General features: G+C 72.5%; 19 protein-coding genes. 8 read left to right on the plus strand and 11 right to left on the minus strand.

Translation table 11 applies throughout. The annotated features are described in order from the left end of the window. Positions 1-196: 196 nt before the first annotated feature. The 3 genes from ABD352_RS33570 to ABD352_RS33580 form a co-directional block, all read right to left on the minus strand. Positions 197-661: a phage tail protein gene (locus ABD352_RS33570; protein ID WP_344616545.1), complete on the minus strand. Its 465-nt coding sequence runs from the start codon at positions 659-661 to the stop codon at positions 197-199. 50 nt (positions 662-711) lie between these two features. After that, positions 712-1,785: a redox-regulated ATPase YchF gene (gene ychF / locus ABD352_RS33575; protein WP_344616546.1), complete on the minus strand. Its 1,074-nt coding sequence runs from the start codon at positions 1,783-1,785 to the stop codon at positions 712-714. A 272-nt stretch (positions 1,786-2,057) separates the two neighbouring features. Further along, positions 2,058-2,891 (minus strand): sugar phosphate isomerase/epimerase family protein, encoded by an 834-nt coding sequence (locus ABD352_RS33580; RefSeq protein WP_344616547.1) that lies wholly within the window; start codon positions 2,889-2,891, stop codon positions 2,058-2,060. A gap of 18 nt (positions 2,892-2,909) precedes the next feature. Here ABD352_RS33580 and ABD352_RS33585 point away from each other — a divergent pair, with 18 nt between their 5' ends. Continuing rightward, positions 2,910-3,722, plus strand: coding sequence for an AAC(3) family N-acetyltransferase (locus tag ABD352_RS33585; protein ID WP_344616548.1), 813 nt, complete (start codon positions 2,910-2,912; stop codon positions 3,720-3,722). 465 nt (positions 3,723-4,187) lie between these two features. Here the strand turns inward: ABD352_RS33585 and ABD352_RS33590 are convergent, their stop codons facing one another. Both ABD352_RS33590 and ABD352_RS33595 read right to left on the minus strand, forming a co-directional pair. Beyond that, positions 4,188-5,183, minus strand: a complete 996-nt coding sequence (locus ABD352_RS33590; protein ID WP_344616549.1) for a helix-turn-helix transcriptional regulator — start codon at positions 5,181-5,183, stop codon at positions 4,188-4,190. A 63-nt stretch (positions 5,184-5,246) separates the two neighbouring features. After that, the gene (locus tag ABD352_RS33595) at positions 5,247-5,804 is read right to left on the minus strand and encodes a hypothetical protein (RefSeq protein ID WP_344616550.1); all 558 of its coding nucleotides are present in this window, start codon (positions 5,802-5,804) and stop codon (positions 5,247-5,249) included. A gap of 110 nt (positions 5,805-5,914) precedes the next feature. Between ABD352_RS33595 and ABD352_RS33600 the strand changes: the two genes are divergently transcribed. From ABD352_RS33600 to ABD352_RS33620, 5 genes are all read left to right on the plus strand, one after another. Beyond that, positions 5,915-7,318: an AlkA N-terminal domain-containing protein gene (locus ABD352_RS33600; RefSeq protein ID WP_344616551.1), complete on the plus strand. Its 1,404-nt coding sequence runs from the start codon at positions 5,915-5,917 to the stop codon at positions 7,316-7,318. Continuing rightward, the gene (locus tag ABD352_RS33605) at positions 7,315-7,806 is read left to right on the plus strand and encodes a methylated-DNA--[protein]-cysteine S-methyltransferase (protein WP_425553747.1); all 492 of its coding nucleotides are present in this window, start codon (positions 7,315-7,317) and stop codon (positions 7,804-7,806) included. The genes ABD352_RS33600 and ABD352_RS33605 overlap by 4 nt, the downstream gene beginning before the upstream one ends. 55 nt (positions 7,807-7,861) lie before the next feature. Beyond that, positions 7,862-9,616 (plus strand): ABC transporter ATP-binding protein, encoded by a 1,755-nt coding sequence (locus ABD352_RS33610; RefSeq protein ID WP_344616552.1) that lies wholly within the window; start codon positions 7,862-7,864, stop codon positions 9,614-9,616. Position 9,617: 1 nt separating this feature from the next. Then, entirely contained in the window at positions 9,618-11,393 is a 1,776-nt protein-coding gene (locus ABD352_RS33615) for an ABC transporter ATP-binding protein (RefSeq protein ID WP_344616624.1), read from the plus strand. A 171-nt stretch (positions 11,394-11,564) separates the two neighbouring features. Continuing rightward, a complete protein-coding gene (locus ABD352_RS33620) occupies positions 11,565-13,352 on the plus strand; it encodes a tetratricopeptide repeat protein (RefSeq protein ID WP_344616553.1) in 1,788 nt (595 codons plus the stop codon). Between the two features lie 375 nt (positions 13,353-13,727). Here ABD352_RS33620 and ABD352_RS33625 read toward each other — a convergent pair whose 3' ends face one another. Both ABD352_RS33625 and ABD352_RS33630 read right to left on the minus strand, forming a co-directional pair. Further along, complete coding sequence (locus tag ABD352_RS33625) at positions 13,728-14,117, minus strand: hypothetical protein (RefSeq protein WP_344616554.1); 390 nt, start codon at positions 14,115-14,117, stop codon at positions 13,728-13,730. A 742-nt stretch (positions 14,118-14,859) separates the two neighbouring features. Continuing rightward, positions 14,860-16,047 carry a DNA recombination protein RmuC gene (locus tag ABD352_RS33630; RefSeq protein ID WP_425553748.1) on the minus strand — a complete coding sequence of 396 codons (1,188 nt, stop codon included), beginning with the start codon at positions 16,045-16,047 and terminating at the stop codon, positions 14,860-14,862. Between the two features lie 64 nt (positions 16,048-16,111). Between ABD352_RS33630 and ABD352_RS33635 the strand changes: the two genes are divergently transcribed. Then, positions 16,112-16,840 (plus strand): hypothetical protein, encoded by a 729-nt coding sequence (locus ABD352_RS33635; protein ID WP_344616555.1) that lies wholly within the window; start codon positions 16,112-16,114, stop codon positions 16,838-16,840. A gap of 42 nt (positions 16,841-16,882) precedes the next feature. On the opposite strand, the gene ABD352_RS33640 is transcribed toward ABD352_RS33635, so the two are convergent. From ABD352_RS33640 to ABD352_RS33650, 3 genes are read right to left on the minus strand one after another with little or no spacing between them, the layout of a single operon-like run. Further along, a complete protein-coding gene (locus ABD352_RS33640; RefSeq protein WP_344616556.1) occupies positions 16,883-17,407 on the minus strand; it encodes a hypothetical protein in 525 nt (174 codons plus the stop codon). A gap of 14 nt (positions 17,408-17,421) precedes the next feature. Continuing rightward, positions 17,422-17,958, minus strand: a complete 537-nt coding sequence (locus tag ABD352_RS33645) for a hypothetical protein (protein WP_344616557.1) — start codon at positions 17,956-17,958, stop codon at positions 17,422-17,424. Positions 17,959-18,011: 53 nt separating this feature from the next. Next, on the minus strand, positions 18,012-18,902 hold the full coding sequence (locus ABD352_RS33650; RefSeq protein ID WP_344616558.1) for a Rossmann-fold NAD(P)-binding domain-containing protein: 891 nt from the start codon (positions 18,900-18,902) through the stop codon (positions 18,012-18,014). Between the two features lie 117 nt (positions 18,903-19,019). Between ABD352_RS33650 and ABD352_RS33655 the strand changes: the two genes are divergently transcribed. Then, entirely contained in the window at positions 19,020-19,712 is a 693-nt protein-coding gene (locus ABD352_RS33655) for a TetR/AcrR family transcriptional regulator (RefSeq protein ID WP_344616559.1), read from the plus strand. Between the two features lie 7 nt (positions 19,713-19,719). On the opposite strand, the gene ABD352_RS33660 is transcribed toward ABD352_RS33655, so the two are convergent. Further along, the gene (locus tag ABD352_RS33660; protein ID WP_344616560.1) at positions 19,720-20,784 is read right to left on the minus strand and encodes a WxL protein peptidoglycan domain-containing protein; all 1,065 of its coding nucleotides are present in this window, start codon (positions 20,782-20,784) and stop codon (positions 19,720-19,722) included. Between the last annotated feature and the right edge of the window lie 13 nt (positions 20,785-20,797).

Genomic DNA, 20,797 nt, shown 5'->3' on the forward strand with positions numbered 1-20,797 from the left:
GGCCCCTGGGGGGCCTCCCTGCCAGCTTCGCGGCGCCAAGATCGGGCCGGATAAGTCGGGCGCTGGCGCGCCACGACTTATCCGATTTATACCCCGGCACCGCATAAATGCGACATGTCGTGGCGCGGAGTACCCGACACGTCGGAATGCCTCGAACCTGCCGAAATGCCCGCGTTCCACCCTCGAACAACGACCGTCAGTACTCGCCCTTGATGACGAAGAACGAGCCACGGATCGTGCCGGCAAGCTTGGACCTCTGGCGGGCGAACTTGAAGCGGTCTGCGAGCTCGGCCGGGACTTCCATCCCGTCAGAGAGCTTGAAGCCGACGGCCCGCTTTCCGGCGTCCTCGAGGGTGTAGAGCACGTTGATGGACAGCCCCGACTCATAGAAGACGTACGTCCAGCGGATGCCCTCGACCTCGAAGGACGTGACCTCCAGAGGCCGGGAGCCGATGACGAGGTCGCGCTCCTCCAGGAGGATGCGATGCACGTAGGCCACCGCCTCGCTGTCCGCCGATGCCGGCTCGACCGTGAAGGTGTGGTCGTACTTGTTCTTGAAGTAGCGGGCCTCGTTGGCGCGCAGCCCGGCCAGGGCCTCGGCGACCGGTGACGACTCCAGACCTGCGGTGGAGACGCTCTCGAAATCGACGACGTATGACACGTGCGCTCCTTCGACTGGTTCCGACGGGCAAAACGAACGTACGCCACGTCCTAGACGTTGAAGCGGAACTCCACCACGTCGCCGTCCTGCATGACGTACTCCTTGCCCTCGATGCGGACCCGGCCGGCGGCCTTGGCGCCGCTCATCGAGCCCGCGGTCATCAGGTCCTCGAAGGAGACCACCTCGGCCTTGATGAAGCCGCGCTGGAAGTCCGAGTGGATCACGCCGGCGGCCTCGGGGGCGGTGGCGCCGATCGGGATCGTCCAGGCCCGCGCCTCCTTGGGGCCGGCCGTGAGGTACGTCTGCAGCCCGAGCGTGCGGAAGCCGACCCTGATCAGCTGGTGCAGGCCCGGCTCCGGCTGACCGATGGAGGCCAGGAGCTCCAGGGCCTCCTCCTCGTCGAGGTCGGTGAGCTCGGACTCGATCTTGGCGTCCAGGAAGATGGCCTCGGCCGGGGCGACGATGGCGCGCAGATCGTCGAGGAAGGCGGCGTCGGACAGGCCGGCCTCGTCGACGTTGAAGACGTAGAGGAACGGCTTCGCGGTGAGCAGGTGCAGCTCGCCCAGCTCGGAGACGTCGAAGCCGGCCGAGTACAGCGTGTTGCCCTCGTTGAGCAGCTCACCGGCGGCCTTCGCGGCGGCGGCGACCCCGGCCCGCTCCTTGCGGACCTTGGCCTCCTTCTCCAGCCGCGGCAGCGCCTTCTCGATGGTCTGCAGGTCGGCCAGGATGAGCTCGGTGTTGATCGTCTCGATGTCGTCGCGGGGTGAGACCTTGCCGTCGACGTGCACCACGTTCGGGTCGGAGAAGGCCCGCACCACCTGGCAGATCGCCGAGGCGTCCCGGATGTTCGCGAGGAACGCGTTGCCCCGCCCCTGGCCCTTCGACGCCCCGCGCACCAGCCCCGCGATGTCGACGAACGACACCGGCGCCGGGATGACCTTCTGGGAGTCGTACAGCTCCGCCAGCCGCCCGAGCCGCTCGTCGGGCAGCCCGACCACGCCGACGTTGGGCTCGATGGTCGCGAACGGGTAGTTCGCCGCGAGCGCGTCCCCCTTGGTGAGGGCGTTGAACAGGGTGCTCTTGCCGACGTTGGGCAGGCCGACGATGCCGATGCTGAGTGCCACGGCTGTTCAGCTTAGGCGATTCGCTCGGCGCACCTTGACGCCCAGCGCCGTGCCCCGCTCCGGCCGCCCTGATGCCCGCCGCGCGGCCGGCGGACTGCCCGTCGTGGGCCGCGGCTAGATGCCCGCCGCGCGACCGGCGGGACTGCCCGCCGCGGGCCGGCTAGATGGCCGCCCGCGGGCCGGCTAGATGCCTGCCCGCGGGCCAGCCCGATGCCCGCCCGCGGGCCAGCCCGATGCCCGCCGTTGCGACCGGCCCGGCGGACGCGGTCCGCTCAGGCCAGCTCGACGCCCAGCTCCGCGGTCAGCCCGGCGAACGCCCGGGCCGCCTCCCCGAAGCGCCGCGGCCCCGACAGCACGTCCGGCCGCGCCGGATCGGCCAGGTGCGGCTCGAGCGAGGCGAACCCCTCCCACCCGTCGTCCCGCAGCGCCCGCAGGGTCTCCCGCAGCTCCCCGTCCCCGTGCCCCGCCGGCACCTCGACCCCGTCGGCGGCCCGCGCGTCCTTGACCTGCAGGTACTCGATGTGCGGCCGCAGCAGCGCGTACCCATCCGTGAACGGCCGCACGCCCACCTGCACGAAGTTCGCGTTGTCCCAGGCCACCCGCAGCGCCGAGGAGCCGACCGACTCCACGATGTCGAGCACCCGCGAGGGCGTGTCCCCGTAGATCGCCTTCTCGTTCTCGTGCACCAGCACGACGGACTCCCGCTCGGCGACGTCGGCGAAGGCCCGCAGGCGCGCCAGCACGGTGTCGCGCACGGCCGCCGCCTCGACGCCGTCGGGCCGGTAGAAGGAGAAGAGCCGTACGTAGCGCGCCTCCAACCGGTGCGCGGCCGCCACGACCCGCTCCAGCCGGGCCAGCTCGGGGGCGGGGTCGTCGTACACCTGGCACTTCCCGATCGGCGACGCGATCGCGGAGACCCGCACCCCGTGCCGATCCAGCAGCCCGGCCAGCCGCGCCAGGTCCTCGTCGGACATGTCCACCACGTTGGTCCCCCAGGCGCTGCGCACTTCCACGTGCGAAGCCCCAAGAGCCAGAAGCACCTGCACCTGTACCGCAGGATCCGCGTCGATCTCGTCGCCGAACCCCGACAGCGTCCACCGCGTCATGCCGGACATTATGAATCCATGGAAGCTGACGCCGTGGCCCGCTCGACCCGCCCGGGCACCGTGGAGAGCCTCGCCCACGATCTGCGCGCCCTGGGCCTGCCCGAGGGCGCGACGGTCGTCGTGCACTCGTCGATGTCCCGCCTGGGCTGGGTGGCCGGCGGCGCCCAGGCCGTGGTGCTGGCCCTTCTGCGCGTGCTGGGCCCGGACGGCACCCTGGTCATGCCGACCCACTGCCGCGGCCTGACCGAGCCCTCGGACTGGGGCAACCCGCCCGTCCCCGAGGACTGGTGGCCGATCATCCGCGCCGAGACCCCCGCCTACGACCCCGGCGTGACGCCTACGGGCCAGATGGGCGCGATCGTCGAGTGCTTCCGCTCCTTCGCGGGCGTCCGGCGCAGCGCCCACCCGACCGTGTCCTTCGCCGCCCTGGGCCCGCTGGCCGAGCGCATCACGGCCGGCCACCGGCTGGACGACGGCCTGAGCGAGGACTCCCCCCTGGCCCGCCTGTACGACGCCGACGCCTGGGTACTCCTGCTCGGCGTGGGGCACGACAACAACACGTCGCTGCACCTGGCCGAGTACCGCGCCGACGCGCCCAAGCAGTACCGCCGCCAGGGCTCCCCGATCCTGGTCGACGGCGAGCGCCAGTGGGTCGAGTACCGCGAGCTGGCCCACGACACCTCGCTCTTCGTCCCCTTGGCCAAGGACTTCGCGGAGATCACCGGCGGGGAGCACACCGGTCCCGTGGGCGCCGGCACCGCCAGCCTGACCCGCCAGCGCGCCCTGGTCGACTTCGGCGCACGGTGGCTGACCCAACGCGCGGCGCACTGAACCGCTGTCCACTTCGCGCCATGGCCGAAATGCGGCACCCGGCCCCCATGTCCCAAGATTGCTTCGGGACCCAGACTTCTCGATCGGGCGGTTTACGGAGAATCCCCCCTTCCCTCGGAATCCGCCCAGCCCCCTGGGCCGCGTGCTCGTCGCTAGCCCTCCACCTCAGCGGCGTCGCGCGGCCCACCTGCCCACCGGCGTACACGGCGGCCCGATCCGGCCACCATCCCCGCGGCGAGGCCCCACCCGGCCCCGGTCCCCGCACGGCGGCCCACCAGGCCGCCGCCCCACCCGCCGGGAAACGCCTAGCAATCCGGACATACGGGTTGTCAGGCGAAAAATGCGTAAGTCGCGGCACGCAGTGCCCGAGTTATTGGCAAACCGGACTATCCGGAGATATCTCCCGTCGGGGTATAAATCCGATAAGTCGCGGCGCGAAGCGCCCGACTTATCGCAAAAACCGGCTCACTGCGCAGCATCGCCGAGGTCCGGCAGCCAACCCCGGCGCCCCGCCTCGAAGGCCAGCGCGATCCGGGTGTCGACCCCAGCCGAGGCCATCAGCCGGTCCAGGCGGCGCTGCACGGTCCGCCGGCTCACCCCCAGCTGCGAGGCGATCGACTTGTCCGGGAAGCCGGCCACCAGCAGCGACAACAGCAGGCGCTCCGCCGCCGCCGGGCCGCCGCCGTCCGGCTCGTCCGGCAGCAGCGGCGAGGCCCGCTCCCAGGTCGCCTCGAACAGGGCGACCAGCGCGTCCAGCAGCTCCCCCCGCCGGATCAGCGCGGCCGTCGGCTCGCCGAAGTCGCGGTCACGGTCGGGGACCAGCGGGCAGATGGCGATGGTCCGGTCGGCTATGGCCAGGCGGACCGGCAGGGACTCGGCGACCCGGGCCTGCTCGCCGCGGCGCACCGAGGCGGCGATGCCGTCCAGCTCCCCCGGGGTCTCCAGCAGGGCGCGCTCGTAGACGGCCCGGTAGCGCACGCCCCGGGCCAGGGCCGAGGTCTCCTCCGTGTTCTCCGGGCTCGACATCGCGATCGGGTTGACCCGGCAGAACCAGAGGATCTCCTCCTGGGCGTAGTTCTGCACGTCGCGGATGCGCTCGCGCAGGGCCGCGGCGCCGGCGACGATCTCGACGGCGTGGTCGGGGACGCGGCGGCGGGCGGTGGCCCGGTACTCCTCCGTCAGGCCGGCCACGATCTGGCGGGCCGACTCCAGGGAGCGCTGGCGGCGCAGCAGGGCGCCACCGAGCGCGACGTCCGGTGGCAGGGGCTCGAAGACCGGGCCGCCGCGGGCGAGGCCCTTGGCGCGCAGCGACTCGAGCAGGCGACGGGCCTCGGCGGCCGGGATGCCGGCCGTGCCGGCCAGGTCGTCCGGTGCGGCGGCGGCCAGGCGCACCAGCAAGCGGTAGGCCCGGTGTTCGGCCGGGTCGAGCAGCGGGTCGAGCTGGGAATCCACCGGGCGCACACAGGGCACTCTACGAACGGCCGCCGGCCCTGACGAGGGCCGGCGGCGAAATTTGAAGCCAGTTCAGGCCTGTGCGAGCGGGTCGTCCTTCGGGTTGTCGTACTTCACCGTCTCGAAGTGGCCGTCGAAGTCACTGTCGGTGATGGTCACGTCACGGCGGCCGTCGCCATCGAGGTCGCGGGCCACGTAGTCGGCCTTGCCGTCGAAGTTGGTGTCGCGCACGTCGGTGTCGATGTTGCCGTCGTTGTCGAGGTCGGCCACGACCCGGTCGAAGCTGCCGTCGCCGTTGGTGTCCAGCGCGGCCACGTCCTTGTCGCCGTCGTTGTCCGTGTCGATGAACACGGCGTCGACCCGGCCGTCGCCGTCGAGGTCGCGCAGCTCGGTCTCGAGCGTGCCGTCGCCGTCGGTGTCGATCGCGTAGCGGTCGACCTTGCCGTCGCTGTCGTCGTCGTAGGCGACGATGTCGGCCCGGCCGTCGCCGTCGCGGTCGATCGCGTAGATGGTCTCGCCGTGCTCCCCGTGCAGCGTGACGACGGTCGGTTCCTGCGCTTGGTCGGCGGCGGACAGCCCGGCCTCGCCCTCGCCGCCGGCGCCGGGCTCGGCGGAGTCGTACTCGGTCATCGCGGTCTCCATCTCGTGTACGTTGGCCACCACCTTAGGCGTTCCCGACCAGCCATATCCGCGTCCGAAAACCGCCAGTCGCCGGCCGGGTCGCGGGGCAGGATGGAGTCGTGGAACTCGACTTCGAAACCTGCCGCAAGGCGGCGACCAGCCGGGACTCGCGCTTCGACGGCGTGTTCGTCACCGCGGTCAAGTCGACCAGGATCTATTGCCGGCCGTCCTGCCCGGCCATCACGCCGCGGCCCGAGAACGTGACGTTCCTGCCGACGGCGGCGGCCGCGCAGCGCGAGGGGTACCGGGCCTGCCTGCGCTGCCGGCCCGACGCCGCGCCCGGCTCGCCGGACTGGGACGTGCGCGGCGACGTGGTCGGGCGGGCCATGCGGCTCATCGCCGACGGGGTCGTGGACCGCGACGGCGTGCCGGGGCTGGCCGACCGGCTCGGGTACACCGAGCGGCACCTGCACCGCATGCTCACCGCCGAGGTCGGCGCCGGCCCCCTGGCCCTGGCGCGGGCCCAGCGCGCGCAGACGGCCCGGGTGCTGATCGAGACGACCGGGCTGGGGCTGGCGGAGATCGCGTTCGCGGCCGGCTTCGGCAGCGTGCGCCAGTTCAACGACACGATCCGCGAGATCTACGGCCGCACGCCCTCGCAGCTGCGGGACCGGCGCAGCCTGCCGCAGCAGGACGAGGGCGTGGTGCCGGTGCGACTGCCGTACCGGGCGCCGCTGCACGCCGAGTCGCTGCTGTCGTTCCTGCGTGACCGCGCGGTCACCGGGATCGACGGGCTGGACGCGGACGGGTACCACCGCAACCTCCGGCTCCCCCACGGCACCGGCCGGGCGACGCTGGTCCCCCGGGACGGCCACGTCGCCGCCACCCTGCACCTGGCCGACGTGCGCGACCTGGCGCCCGCGGTGGCGCGCTGCCGCCGGCTCTTCGACCTCGACGCCGACCCGGTCGCCGTCGACGCCGTGCTGGGCGCGGACCCGGCCCTGGCCCCGATGGTGCTCAAGGAGGAGGGCGTGCGGGTGCCGCGCGCGGTCGACGGCTTCGAGATCGCGGTGCGGGCCGTCGTCGGCCAGCAGATCTCGGTGGCGGCCGCGCGCACGGTACTGCGCAAGCTCATCACGGCCGACGCGGGCCTGTTCCCCACCGCCGAGGAGCTGCTCACCCTGCCCGACGAGGCCTTCGCCATGCCCGAGTCCCGGCGGCGCACCCTGCGCGGGCTGGCCGCCGCGGTCGCGGCCGGCGAGCTCGACCTCGACGGCGGCGGGGACCGCGACGAGACGGTCGGGAGGTTCAAGGCGCTGCCCGGCATCGGCGACTGGACCGCCCAGTACGTCGCCATGCGCGCCCTCGGCGACCCCGACGCGTTCCTGCCCACCGACCTGGGGGTGCTGCGCGGTGCGCGGGCCGCCGGGCTCCCCGACACCCCGAAGACCCTGGCCGCGCACGCCGAGCGCTGGCGGCCCTGGCGCTCGTACGCCACGATCCGACTCTGGAGGATGCAGTGAACACGTACTTCACGACCACCGACACCCCCGCGGGCCCGTTCACGATGATCGTCGACCCCGACGAGGCCGTGCTGGCGTCTGGCTGGACGACCGACGTGCGCGGGCTGATGGCCCTGGCCAAGCTGACCGAGCACCCTGAGCATCGCGGGCAGCTGGGCGTACCGTCGAAGGCACTCCAATCCTATGTGGACGGTGACTTCACGGCGATCGACGACGTGCCGGTGCGCCAGCGCAGCGGGGAGTTCCTCAACCACGCGTGGGAGGTGCTGCGCACGGTGCCCGCCGGGGCGCCGGTGACCTACTCCGAGTTCGCCGCGCGGTCCGGGCGGCCGGCGGCGGTGCGGGCGGCCGCGATGGCCTGCGGGCGCAACGCGGCCGCACTGTTCGTCCCCTGCCACCGGGTGCTGCGCCTGGACGGCACGCTCGGCGGGTTCCGCTGGGGCCTGCCGGTCAAGCGCTGGCTGCTCGATCATGAAGACTGCCCTTAATGAAGACAGCTGAATATCGCTTGGCGCCTATGTGAGCGCCACGTAGCTTGGATGTATGTCGATGACCGCCGCGCCCACCGGGGTGCGGCGGGAGCGCAAGGCCTATGCGCTCTGGCGGATGCGGTCCTACCTGCGGCCCTACTACGCGCTCACCGCCTGGTCGATGCTCGCCGCGATCGCCTCCACCGCCGCCAGCCTCGCCATTCCGCTGCTCATCCAGCGGGTCGTCGACGGCCCGGTGCGCCACGGCGACACCCGCGGGCTGTTCCTGCTCGGCGCGCTGGCGGTCGCGCTCGGGGTGTGCGAGGCCGCGCTGAGCTTCGTCCGCCGCTGGGCCCAGTCCGCGTCCTCGGTCGGCATGGAGGCGAGGCTGCGCGAGGACCTCTACGCGCACCTGCAGCGCCTGCCGATCGAGTTCCACGACCGGTGGCAGTCCGGCCAGCTGCTGTCGCGGGCCACCGCCGACCTCTCCTCGATCCGGCGCTTCCTGTCCTTCGGGCTGTTCTTCTTCGTGCTGAACCTGGGCACGTACGCTGCCGTGTCCGTCCTGCTGATCCGCCTCTACTGGCCGCTGGGCGTGTTCGTGGCCCTCAGCGCGATCCCGCTGTTCCTGATCGTGCAGAGGTTCACCGGGCGGTACTTCGCCGCCTCCCGCGAGCTGCAGGACTCCCTCGGCGACCTGACCACGCGCATCGAGGAGTCGGCGCAGGGCATCCGGGTGATCCGCGCGTTCGGCCGGCGCGACCACGTGGCCGAGCAGTTCGCCGGCGGCGCCCGGCACGTGCACGACCTCGGCGTGGGCAAGAGCCGGATGGTGGCCCGCACGCTGTCGCAGTTCGACCTGGTCCCGAACGTCACGCTGGCCGTGGTGCTGGTGGCCGGCGCGGTCGCCGTCTCCCGCGGCGCGCTCACCGTCGGCACGCTGGTCGCCTTCGTGGCGCTGCAGGTGATGCTGGTCTGGCCGATCGACCTCCTCGGCTGGATCATCGCCAACGCGCAGGAGGCGATGAGCGCGTCCGCGCGCATCTACGAGGTGATGGACACCCCCCCGTCCATCGTGGACCGCCCGGGCGCGGTGACGCCGTCCGGCGTGCGGGGACGGCTGCGCTTCGAGGGCGTGGCCTTCGGCTACGAGCCGGGCCGGCCGATCCTGCGCGGCATCGACCTGGAGGTCGAGCCGGGCGAGACGGTGGCGATCGTCGGGGTCACCGGCAGCGGCAAGACGACGCTCGTGTCGCTGGTCCCGCGCCTCTACGACGTCGACGCCGGGCGCATCACCATCGACGGGCTCGACGTGCGCGACATCAAGCTCGACGCGCTGCGGCGCATCGTCGGCACCGCCTTCGAGGACCCGACGCTGTTCTCGATGAGCGTGCGGGAGAACCTGACCCTGGGCCGCACCGACGCCACCGACGCCGAGATCGAGGAGGCGCTGCGCATCGCCCAGGCCGGCTTCGCCCACGAGCTGCCGTGGGGGCTGGACACCCGCATCGGCGAGCAGGGCCTGTCGCTGTCCGGCGGGCAGCGGCAGCGGCTCGCCCTGGCCCGGGCCGTGCTCGGCCGGCCGCGGGTGCTGGTGCTCGACGACCCGCTGTCGGCCCTGGACGTGCACACCGAGGCGCTGGTCGAGTCGGCGCTGTCCACCGTGCTGGCCGGCACGACGGCGCTGCTCGTGGTGCACCGGCCGTCCACCATCGCGCTCGCGGACCGGGTGGCGTACCTCGAGGACGGCCGCCTCGCCGCGGTCGGCACCCACTCGCGGCTGCTGGCCACCTGCCCCGGCTATCGCGAGGTGCTGCGTGGCGCTTGACGTGCAGCGGTGGCGCGGCACCGCGACCGAGGACGAGCCCGACCCGACCCAGCGCGTGGCCAGCCGCCGCCTGCTGGGCTCGCTGCTGCGCCCGCACCGGCTGTCCATCGCCGCGCTCGTCGCGCTGCTGCTGATCCAGAACCTGGCCGGGATGGCCGGGCCCTATCTGGTGAAGCTCGGCATCGACCGGGGCATCGGCCATCCGCCCGTGCTGGTGCTGGTGACCGCGCTCTTCGGGCTGGCCACCGCGACCGAGTTCGGCACCCGCCGGGCGTTCCTGGCCATGTCCGGGCGGGTCGGCAACGCGGTGCTGTACGACCTGCGCATCCGCGTCTACCGGCACTTCCAGCGGCTGTCCATCGGCTTCCACGAGCGGTTCACGTCGGGGCGGGTCATCGCCCGGCTCACCAGCGACGTCGACAACATCGCCGAGCTCACCGACGGAGCCCTGGACGACCTGGTGCTGGCCGCGCTGTCGGTGCTGTCGGTGGCCGGGATCCTGCTCTGGCTGGACCCGCCACTGGCGCTGGTCACGCTGGCGTCGTTCCCGTTCCTGCTGTGGCTGTCGCGCTGGTTCCAGCGGGCCAGCGCGCGGGCGTACCGCCGCACGAGAGAGACGATCGCGCTCGTCATCATCCACTTCGTGGAGTCGCTCGGCGGCATCCGCGCGGTCCAGGCCTTCCGCCGCGAGCGGCGCAACGACGAGATCTTCGCCGCCGTCAACGGCGACTACGCCGTGGCCAGCCTGCGCGCGCAGCGGCTCGTCGCGACCTACTCCCCGGCCATCAAGGTGATCGGCAACGTGTCGATCGCGGTGGTGCTCACCTACGGGGGCTGGCGGGTGCTGCACGGGCACACCGAGGTCGGGGTGCTGGCGGCGTTCCTGCTGTACCTACGCCGGTTCTACGAGCCGATGCAGGAGCTGTCGCAGTTCTACAACACGCTGCAGTCCGCGACGGCCGCGTTGGAGAAGCTGGCGGCGGTACTGGACGAAGCCCCCGCGGTCGCCGAACCGCGCTCGCCGGTGCGCCTGCCGAGCCCGCGCGGCGAGCTGACGTTCGACGGCGTCGCCTTCCAGTACGACGCCGGGCGCCCGGTGCTGCCGGAGCTGGACCTCTTCGTGCCGGCCGGGCAGACGGTCGCGCTGGTCGGCGCGACGGGCGCGGGCAAGTCCACCATCGCCAAGCTGGTGGCCCGCTTCTACGACCCGACCGCCGGCACGGTGTCGCTGGACGGCGTCGACCTGCGCTCGCTGCCGGAGGACGACCTGCGCCGCGCGATCGTCATGGTGACCCAGGAGAACTACCTCTTCTCCGGCACGGTCGCCTCCAACATCGCCTTCGGCCGGCCGGGCGCCACCCGGGCCGAGGTCGAGGCGGCCGCGGCGGCGATCGGCGCGGACGCGTTCATCCGGGCGCTGCCGGAGGGGTACGACACCGACGTACGCAAGCGCGGGGGAAGACTTTCGGCCGGACAGCGTCAACTGGTGGCGTTCGCGCGTGCCTTTCTGGCCGACCCCGCGGTGCTGATTCTCGACGAGGCCACGTCGTCGCTGGACATCCCGAGCGAGCGGCTGGTGCAGCAGGCCCTGCGCACGATCCTGGCCTCGCGCACCGCGCTGGTGATCGCCCACCGGCTGTCCACAGTGGAGATCGCCGACCGGGTCCTGGTGCTCTCGGGCGGCCGGATCGTCGAGGACGGACCGCCCTCGGCCCTGATCGACCGCGGCGGCCATTACGCCGAGCTGCACACCCAGTGGCGCGACTCGCTGCTGTAAGTGTCGGGTAATTGACACTCATCTGGGGGCTTGCACGTGAATGGCGGGGTTCACGCCGTCGATCTACCGTGGACACAGCGGTTCGTGGGAGGATTCTCGTCACGCTACGGAGCAATGCTCGTCGCCCGCAGTGATCTTCGCGGGGGTCGTGACCAACGCAGAAGAGGACCGATGACTGGCGGACGATGGAGTGGCCAGACCCGATTTCTCGTCGTGTTCGTCGGGCTCGCCCTGGTCGGCTTGGGCGTGCTCACGACGGTGCAGTTCCGCAGCACCGCCGGCGCGGCCGCCCTCGTCGGGGCGGGTGTGCTGGTCGGCCTGGCGGGCCTGTCCGGCGGGGCGATCGTGGTCCGCTCCGCCGACCGCGAGGAGCGCATGGCCTCGGCCGGCCGCGCCCAGCAGGAGGGCGACGCGGAGGGCGCCTACGACCGGTTCGTCCAGCTGATCCGCGGCCACGCCCCGCAGGCCATCGCCTACCACGAGGGCGCCAACGCGGCCCTCTACGAGGCGGCCGGCCGCGAGGGCCAGAAGCTGCAGCCCGTCTTCGGCTTCTTCCTGGGCCCGATCGCTATGTCCGAGGCCCACATCATCGTCGACGTCCGGGCCGGCACCGGCTTCTCCATGGCCCGCATGCAGGCGACCCTGCAGGCGCTGCTGGTCGGCCCGACCGCCGCCTTCCGGGCCGCGCTGGTCATCGTCAACGCCGCCCCCGACGACTCCATCCTCAGCTCGGTGCGCCAGCTCAGCACCTCCCTGGACCGCCCGGTGCTGGCCGTCGCCTGGCGCCTCGGCGACCACTCCGACGCCATCTCCGAGGCCATCGTCTCCCTGCGCCGCGAGCTGCGCCGCCGCGACCACGAGTCCCCGATCGAGGTGCCGGCCGAGGTCTTCGACGAGCACGAGCCCGACGTCTACGAGCCGATGCGCTTCCCGGCCCGCCCGGCGACCAACCCGGCGCCCGCTCCCCCGCCCATCCCCCACCAGCAGCCGCAGCGCATGGACGACGACGTCTTCCCGCACGTCACGTCCTCCAACGTCTACGGCACCCCCGCGGCCGAGGAGCCCGACCCGGTCGAGTGGCCCGCCCCGGAGTCCCGCCAGCGCCCGAGCCACCCCTCGCCCGTCTACGACGACTCCGCGAGCTGGCAACGCGCGACCGACCTGCACTGGCGCGGCCAGCTGCAGGAGGCCGAGGAGGCGTACCGCGAGATCGTCGACGCCCGCGCCCACGCGCTCGGCTGGGACCACCCGGACACCCTGACCGCCCGCGACCAGCACGCCACCGTCCTGCGCGACCTCGACCGCCTGGCCGAGGCCCTGGTCGAGTGCGACGAGGCGCTGACCGCCCGGGTGCTCATCCTCGGCGAGGACCACCCGGACACCCTGACCAGCCGCAGCCACCTGGCCACCATCTACCACCAGCTGGGCGACCTGACCCGGGCGGAGACCGAGCACCAGCGGGTGCTGGAGTCGCGCACCCGGGTCCTGGGCGCCAACCACCAGGAGACCCTCATCTCGCGCAGCAACCTCGCCAAGGTCTATCAGGACATGGGCGAGCTCGACCGCGCGATCGACGAGCACGGCACGGTCATGCGGGCCCGCAGCCGCCTGCTCGGCGCGGAGCACCGCGACACCCTGATGAGCCGCAGCCTGCTCGCCTCGGCCCTGCACCACGCCGGCCGCCTGCCCGAGGCGGAGGCCGAGCACCGCGCCGTCCTGGGCTCCCGCCTGCGCCTGCTCGGCCCGGTGCACCTGGACACCGCTGTCTCCCGCCACCGCCTGGCCAGCGTGCTGCACGACCTGGGCCGGCTGGACGAGGCCATCACGGAGTACCGCGCCGCCCAGGCCGTCTACGCCCAGCTCCTCGGGGCGTCGAGCCCCTTCGCCCGCGCCGCCGCCTCGGACCTGGCCCTGGCCGAACGAGCCATGCGCGGGGCGCAGGGATCCCACCGCTACTGACCTGCCCAATCGGCGGAGCGGCGGAGCGAGCGGCATCACCCCGGCCACCGTCACGGCGCGGACCGGAGGCGGCGCCGTCCGGCTCACGTTCGCGAAGTCGCCCGAGTCCGTCCGCGTGGCCAGCGGCGGTGGTGACGTGACACTCCGGCTGGCCCGGGACCGTTACAGCGTCAACACGCAGGCGACGGCGGCACGACCAGGGTGGAGGTCCCACCGACGCCGCCTCCGCGCACAGGATCGAGGTCAGCTCCGGCGGTGGCGGCATCCTCGTCGCCGCCACCGAGTGACCACGGGCCCCGGCCGCCGGGCCATGACGGTCCCCCGGCGCTCGGCCCGGCCGCAGGAAACGAGCCGGGCCGGTCGGCGGGACGCGGGTCAGCGGGCGGTGGCGATGACGCTGATCGGGGGATCGCCGTGGCGGTACAGGGTGTCGACGACCACGCGGAGGCCGGGGTTGGCCTCGGCCCGGTCGTAGGTGCGGGTCTTGATGCGGTCGCGGTCGAAGTCGATGCGGGTACGGTTGGCCGGGTCGTAGCGGACCCAGGTCTCCTCGCCTTGCATCGGGGCGGCGGTGCCGCGGAGCTTGACCTTGATCTCGGCCTCGAACTGGGGCACGTCGTCGGGGTACACGCGGACGCGCACCGTATAGCGCGAGGCCTTCGCATTGCCGTACTCGTCCACGTTCTGCAGGCCGAAGTCGACGTGGACGATCTCACCGCGGGCGATGATCGCGTTGGCGCCGGGTTTCCGGCCGAATCCGAACATGGGCGCGACGCTAGATGGCGCCGACCGCCTCGGCGATCATCTGCGCGACAGTGCGGAAAACGGGCTGTCAGGCATTGCCCGGGTTTGCCAGAGAATTCGGTCCCCTTTCGGTCACCGGACGCAACCGCCAGGCGCGGCGAACCGACCCGTCCCTCGGCCCCACCGCGACCCCACTCTTCCGGTGCCGTCCGGGCAGTCGAGGCGGCAGGCACGCCGACGCGGCGAACCTGCCCGCACACCCCGACCACGCCGCGAACCCGCGCCCGGCGTGCCGTCCGCGGCGGGTGAGGCGGCGTGGCGAACAGACCCGCACACCGAGCCCCGCTCCCCCAGTGTCGTCCGGACGGTCGAGACGGCAGGCGCGCCGGCGCGGCGAACCTGCCCGCACACCCCGACTCCGCGCCCGGCGTGCCGTCCGAGGCGGCGCGACGAACCGACCCGCACACCACGACCCCACGACGACCTCACCCGGGCGCCGCCCGGACAGCCGAGGCGGCGGGAACGCCGGCGCGCGAACCTGCCCGCACACCCCCGACCCCCGCCGCGATCCAACTCCCGGTGTGCCGTTCGCGGCCGGGCGAGGGGCGGGCGTCCGGCGTATTGGACGGGACGGGGGGCGGGGGCGGTCGACGGGCTGGGTGGCGGCGCTTGGCCACGCGGAGCTGGCAAGGAGGCGCGCCAGCGCCGAGTGGTGTCTCGTGGGAAGAACGGCCGGTTACTGACGCGGACCCGAGTCATGGGCTCATTGGGGTGGCTCTTCTCGCAACGCGGCCAGGAGCGCCTCGTACTCGTTGTCGACCAGCTCGGGGGCCTGCAGCTGGCGGGGCGTCGTCTCGACCTGGGGCGGCGCGGGCAGGTCGTCGGCGCTGATGCCCAGCTCGGCCAGCTTGCGGGCGCTCACCAGGACGCGGGCCTCCAGGGAGCCGATGGCCCGGTTGTACGACGTGACGGAGGCCGACAGCGAGGTGCCCATCTTCGACAGGTGCTCGCCCATGGTGCTCAGCCGGGCGTACAGCTCCCGGCCGGTCTGGTAGACGGCCTGCGCGTTGGCGGTCAGGGAGTCCTGGCGCCAGGCGTAGGCGACGGTGCGCAGCAGGGCGACCAGGGTGGCCGGGGTGGCCAGCACCACGTTGCGGGCGAAGGCGTACTCCAGCAGGGGCGGGTCGTGCTGGAGGGCGGCGTCGAGGAACGTGTCGGCGGGGACGAACAGGACGACGAACTCCGGGGCGGGCTCGAACGCCGACCAGTACGACTTGGCGGACAGGGCGTCGACGTGGGCGCGCAGGTGGCGGGCGTGCTGGGTCAGGCGGGCGGTGCGGGCCTGGTCGTCGGGGGCCTCCAGGGCGGACAGGTAGGCGTCCAGCGGGGCCTTGGCGTCGACCACCACCTGGCGGCCGCCGTGCAGGCGCACGATCAGGTCGGGGCGCACGACGCCGGTGTCGGTGGCGGCGGTCACCTGCTCGTCGAAGTCGCAGTGCTCGAGCATGCCCGCCGCCTCGACGATGCGGCGCAGCTGGTGCTCGCCCCAGCGGCCGCGGACCGTGGGGGCGCGCAGGGCGGCGACCAGCCGGTGGGTCTCCGTGCGCAGGTCGCCCGAGACCTCGTGCATGGCGCGCACCTGCTCGCGCAGCGCCTCGTAGGCGCCGACGCGGTCCTTCTCCAGGTCGCTCACGCGGCGCTCGTACCGCACCAGAGCCTCGTGCAGCGGCGTGACCGCGTCGGCGACGGCGTCCTGGGTCTGGCCCCGCGCCTCCAGGGTCAGGCCGCGCAGGGAGGCCTCCAGGCGGGCCTCGCCGTCGCGGGTCGCCTGCAGCGTCGCCTCCAGTTTCGCCAGGTCAACGGCGGCGCGGGAACGGGCGACGAACCAGCCGAGGGCGGCTCCGGTGATGAGGCCGATGAGTAGGAGGAGGAGATTCACGGTATTCAGCATGCCGTAGGGGTATGACAGAAACCGGTACCGTCGAGGGCATGGGTTACTCGTCCTGGTTGGAGTGGTGACGGTGTTCGGCTTCGGGCGCAGGAAGCGCGAGCAGCAGCAGCTGGCCGATGCGCGGGAGGAGGCCCTTCGGTGGTACGAGCGACTCGGCGGGCAGCTGATGAACCTCTCCGGCGAGGAGACGGCGGTCAAACAGGCCCTGGTCGACGCGAGTGAGCGGTACAACGCGGCGGGTGGCCAGCTGGAGCGGGCCACCAGCCTGAAGCAGTACGACCTGGCGCGGGAGACGGCGCTGGAGGGGCTCGCCTACATCCGGGCGGCACGCACCGCCATGGGCCTCGACCCGGGGCCCGACCTGCCGCCGCTGGCCGGGGCGCGGGCCGGGTCGATCACCAAGGAGCGCGAGGTCGACGTTCAGGGGCACTCGTACCGGGCCAGTCCGCAGCCCGGCAACGCGACGCCCTACTACTACCCGGGCGGCGCGGTGGCCGGCCGCGGCGTGCCCGCCGGCTGGTACTCCGAGCCCTGGTGGAAGACGGCCCTGGTGGCCGGCGCCTGGGGCATCGGCTCCGTGCTCGTGTTCGACGCGCTCTTCGACCCGGGCTGGGGCGACCACGGCTACGACGCCGCGTACAACGCCGGGTTCGACCAGGGGATGGACCAGGGCTTCGACCAAGGCTTCGACCAGGGCTTCGACGACGGCGGCGACCAGGACTTCGGCGGCGACGGCGGGGACTGGGGCGACGCCGGCTTCGGCGACGGCGGCGACTTCGGCGGCGACTTCTGAGCGGCCCCGCGGCCGCGCCTCAGGGCGCGGCCGCGGGAAGGCTCACGTGATGAGCGGCGAGCCAGTCAGGTCGAACACGGCGAACGAGGCGCCGTCGTTGTCGATGTCGTAGCGGAACCAGCCGTCGCCCGACCAGTCGTAGGCCGAGCTGTAGCCGCTGTAGGACGACGTGGTGCACTCGAGGTAGCCGCTCCACGACGCGTTGATCCGGGTCGTGATGTCGCAGTTCTTGTCGGTGATGATGGTGTCGGCGGCCACCCCGTTGGGGCGGCGCTCCAGCGTCGAGACGATGTAGAACGCGTCGAACTTGTGGCCGCTGCCGACCGGGAAGTCCGAGTTGGCCCACCACGAGAACTTCAGCGTCGCGTACAGGTACGGGCCGTTGTGCGCGATGCAGGTGTCGGCGTGCACGGTGATGTCGGTCTTCCCTGGCAGGCTGAGGCTCTTCTTGTTCGCGGCGAGCGAGCACTTCTCGACGTAGCCGGCGGCCGCGGCCGAGGCCGGCGCCGGGGTGAGGCCGACGAGCAGCAGCAGGGCCGCCAGCGACGACCACACGAGCTTCTTCATGTCGTGTACCCCCGTCAGTACAGCAGCGGCGAGCCGACGAACTGCCGCGGCGTCAGCCAGCTCTTGCCGTCGTTGTCCACGTCCCACTGGGCCCAGCCGTCGCCGGAGTAGTCGAAGGCCGAGCTGTAGCCGGTGTAGACCGGCGTCTTGCACGTGTAGATGCCGGACCACTTGGAGTTGATCGTGCTGGTGATGTTGCAGTCGGTGTGGGTGAAGATGGTGTCGGTGGAGCCCCCGTTCGGACGCACCTCGAAGTTCGCGCGCAGGATGAAGCCGTCGAACTTGTGCCCGCTGCCGACCGGCGGGGCCTGGTCCTCGATCCAGTCGAGGATGACCGAGGCGTAGAGCTGGTTGCCGCTGATGTAGACGCACGGCATGGCGTTGATGTCCAGGTCCGACTTGCCGGGCAGCGAGACCTTCCAGGAGTTGGCCAGGCCGTCATAGCAGCGGCCGCTCCAGCTTGCGGCCTGGGCCCCGGTCGGTGCGAGGCCGACGGCCAGGAGGGTGGCGATCACCGTGGCGATCGCCAGCAGGGTTCGACGCAGATGCATGGCCGGATCTTGGGGCCCGGCGGTGGACGGAACCTGGACGGAACCTGCACACATCAGGAGCCCTGCAGCGCCGCCCGCAGCGAGTCGTCCAGCGGGGTCGCGGTCAGGCCGAACTCCGCGGTCACGCGGGAAGAGTCCATGATGAACGGCCGGACGTGCTGGTAGCGCACCTCCAGGAACTCCTTGGCGAACTTGTCGAAGAGCGCCGCCCCCTGCACCATCACTTTCGGGTACGACCGCAGCCTGGGCGCCCCGAGCCCGGCGATCGACGCCGCCCGGGTCAGCAGCTCCCGGGCCGTCATCGGCGCCACCGAGGGCGTGTGCCAGGCCTTCCCCCAGGCCTTGGCCTGCGGCGCCAGCTCCACCAGCGTCCGGGCCGCGTCGTCCGTATACGTGTAGGTGTGCGGCACGTCCACGGACGCCGGCAGCCAGGCCGTCCTGCCGGCCCGCATGGCAGGCAGGGCCTGCGCCAGCAGGGAGTTCTGCGGGCCGATCCAGTCCGACGAGCGGACCTCCAGGGCGCGCACGCCCGAGGCCAGCACGTCCTGCCACATCTTGACCCGCACCCGGCCCTTCACGGTGCGGGCGGCCAGCGGCGTGTCCTCGGTCATGGGGCGGTCGACCGGGCCGTAGCCGTAGAGGTTGCCGATGATCGCGAGCACCGCGTCGCTGGCCTCGGCGGCGCGCAGCATGGCGCCGGCCAGCGGCGGCCAGGCGGTCGGCCACTCGAAGTACTGCGGGTTCGCGCAGTTGTAGATCACGGTCGCGCCCTTGGCGATCCGCGCGAGGGCGGCCGCGTCGGCGGCGTCCGCCTTGATCCTGGTGACGCGCGGGTGCTCCGGCCCGCCGCCGCCCCGCGTGACCACGCGGACCTCGTCGCCGGACTCCGCGACGCGCAGCGCGACGGCGGAGCCGACCGAACCCGAACCGATGACGACCTGCATGATGTCCTCCCCTGCTCCCAATTGAGAGCACCGCTCTCGCAACAGAGCATAGGGCCGCCCGCGATCCGAAAGCAAGAGCAGTGCTCTCTTAACGGATCGTGTGTCATGATGAGGCGCATGAAGGCGAACTCGATCCGCGCCCGGGTGCGGGCGGAGATGACCGAGGAGATCAAGGAGATCGCCCGGCGGCACCTCGCCACCGACGGCGCGAACCTGTCGCTGCGGGCCGTCGCCCGGGATCTCGGCGTCGTCAGCTCGGCCATCTACCGGTACTTCGCCAGCCGCGACGAGCTGCTCACCGCCCTGATCCTGGACGCGTACAACGCACTGGGCGGCTGCGTCGAAGAAGCCGAGGCGGCGGTACCGCGCGAGGCCCACGCGGCCCGCTGGCTCGCCGTCGCCGGGGCGGTGCGCGGCTGGGCCCTGCAGCGCCCGCACGAGTACGCCCTCATCTACGGCAGCCCTGTCCCCGGCTACCACGCCCCCGAGGACACGGTCGTCGCCGCCACCCGGGCGGTGCGGGTGCTCGGCGGCATCCTCCAGGACGCGGCCGAGGCCGGCGCGCTGGCCCCGAACGACGACCCGCACCTGCCGGACGGCTCGGCCGGGGACGTGGCCCGGGTCGCCGAGGCCATCGCCCCCGACGTGCCGGACACCACGATGGCCCGCGGCCTGTCCGCCTGGGTCACGCTCTTCGGGCAGGTGAGCTTCGAGATCTTCGGGCAGATGCGCAACACCGTCGAGCACCGCGACGAGTTCTTCGAGCACCAGATGCGGGCCCAGGCGCGGTACATCGGGCTGGAGCGCTAGCCAGCCGTCATGCCGGGTCCGCGGCGGTCTTCGCCTCCTTCGACCCTTGCGACTCCTTGAGCGCCTTGGCGACCGCGGCCGCCACGACGGCGTCCATCCGGCGCTTCTGCCGGCGCCGCAGCGTGATCACGCCGACGACCAGACCGGCGATCACCACGAGGACGATCAGCTGGCCCCAGGGCGGTGCCCACAGCGACGCCGAGCCGCTCTCCGGGTTCGTGGGCACCGGTTTGCTGCCGCCGCTGGCCACCGGGGTGAGCTTGATCTGCGCGGTCATCCGCGTGGCCGGCCACACGCCGGTCACCGTCACCGTGTTCGTCAACGCGTTGCCCGGCAGGATCTCAGGCAGGTTCGCCACCGCCGCGTCGCGCGACAGCAGCCCGAACGGCCCTTCGACGGTGACGGACTGGCCGGCCGACAGCCGCACGTTGCCGGTGTTGCGCACGGTGTAGGAGACGCGCACGCTGCCGGTGCCGGCGGGATTGATCGTGCCGCTGTAGTCGGCATGGATGTCGGCCACCGTCAACGCGGGGTGCAGCGCGCCGTTGACCCGGACGTACACCCGGGAGCCCAGCCGGTGCTCGACCCGGACCCCGTTGGCCCCCGCCTCATCGACCAGCGTCGTGACCAGCCCGCCCGAGTGGTCCCCCGGGGTCGCGTTGGTCGGCACCGACAGCGTGAACGGGACCGTGGCGCTCTGTCCGGGCTGCAGTGTGACGCTGTCCGACTCGGCCTTGACCCAGATGCCGACGTCGGTCGACTTCGCCCCGGTCGGCAGCAGGTCGATGCCCCCGTTGTGGGTGGTGAAGGCGTCGCTCGCGTAGACCCGCAGCGTGATGGCCTTGGCGCTGTGGTTGGCCACCACCATCGCGTCGGAGAGCGACGCGCCGGCGTCGAGCGTGTAGTCGAAGTGCGCCCGGCCGGAGCCGAAGGTGTTGACCGCCGGAGTGACGCCCCAGGACACCGAGTCGTCCAGCCGTGCGGGCACGACCGGCGCCGCGCTCGCGGGCGCCGGCAGCAGCGCCAGCAGGATGAGCCCGGCGCAGGCGGACGCGGCGGTCCGCTTCGTCATCGTTGCCTCCATG

This window comes from Dactylosporangium salmoneum (assembly GCF_039532525.1).
Taxonomy (GTDB): Bacteria; Actinomycetota; Actinomycetes; order Mycobacteriales; family Micromonosporaceae; genus Dactylosporangium; species Dactylosporangium salmoneum.

What these genes read in the sequence shown, in the direction of transcription:
- ABD352_RS33580 (WP_344616547.1), bottom strand. Translation starts at nt 2,891, where the DNA reads ATGACGCGGTGGACGCTGTCGGGGTTCGGCGACGAGATCGACGCGGAT.
- ABD352_RS33585 (WP_344616548.1), top strand. Translation starts at nt 2,910, where the DNA reads ATGGAAGCTGACGCCGTGGCCCGCTCGACCCGCCCGGGCACCGTGGAG.
- ABD352_RS33595 (WP_344616550.1), bottom strand. Translation starts at nt 5,804, where the DNA reads ATGACCGAGTACGACTCCGCCGAGCCCGGCGCCGGCGGCGAGGGCGAG.
- ABD352_RS33610 (WP_344616552.1), top strand. Translation starts at nt 7,862, where the DNA reads ATGTCGATGACCGCCGCGCCCACCGGGGTGCGGCGGGAGCGCAAGGCC.
- ABD352_RS33620 (WP_344616553.1), top strand. Translation starts at nt 11,565, where the DNA reads ATGACTGGCGGACGATGGAGTGGCCAGACCCGATTTCTCGTCGTGTTC.
- ABD352_RS33625 (WP_344616554.1), bottom strand. Translation starts at nt 14,117, where the DNA reads ATGTTCGGATTCGGCCGGAAACCCGGCGCCAACGCGATCATCGCCCGC.
- ABD352_RS33630 (WP_425553748.1), bottom strand. Translation starts at nt 16,047, where the DNA reads ATGCTGAATACCGTGAATCTCCTCCTCCTACTCATCGGCCTCATCACC.
- ABD352_RS33640 (WP_344616556.1), bottom strand. Translation starts at nt 17,407, where the DNA reads ATGAAGAAGCTCGTGTGGTCGTCGCTGGCGGCCCTGCTGCTGCTCGTC.
- ABD352_RS33645 (WP_344616557.1), bottom strand. Translation starts at nt 17,958, where the DNA reads ATGCATCTGCGTCGAACCCTGCTGGCGATCGCCACGGTGATCGCCACC.
- ABD352_RS33650 (WP_344616558.1), bottom strand. Translation starts at nt 18,902, where the DNA reads ATGCAGGTCGTCATCGGTTCGGGTTCGGTCGGCTCCGCCGTCGCGCTG.
- ABD352_RS33655 (WP_344616559.1), top strand. Translation starts at nt 19,020, where the DNA reads ATGAAGGCGAACTCGATCCGCGCCCGGGTGCGGGCGGAGATGACCGAG.
- ABD352_RS33660 (WP_344616560.1), bottom strand. Translation starts at nt 20,784, where the DNA reads ATGACGAAGCGGACCGCCGCGTCCGCCTGCGCCGGGCTCATCCTGCTG.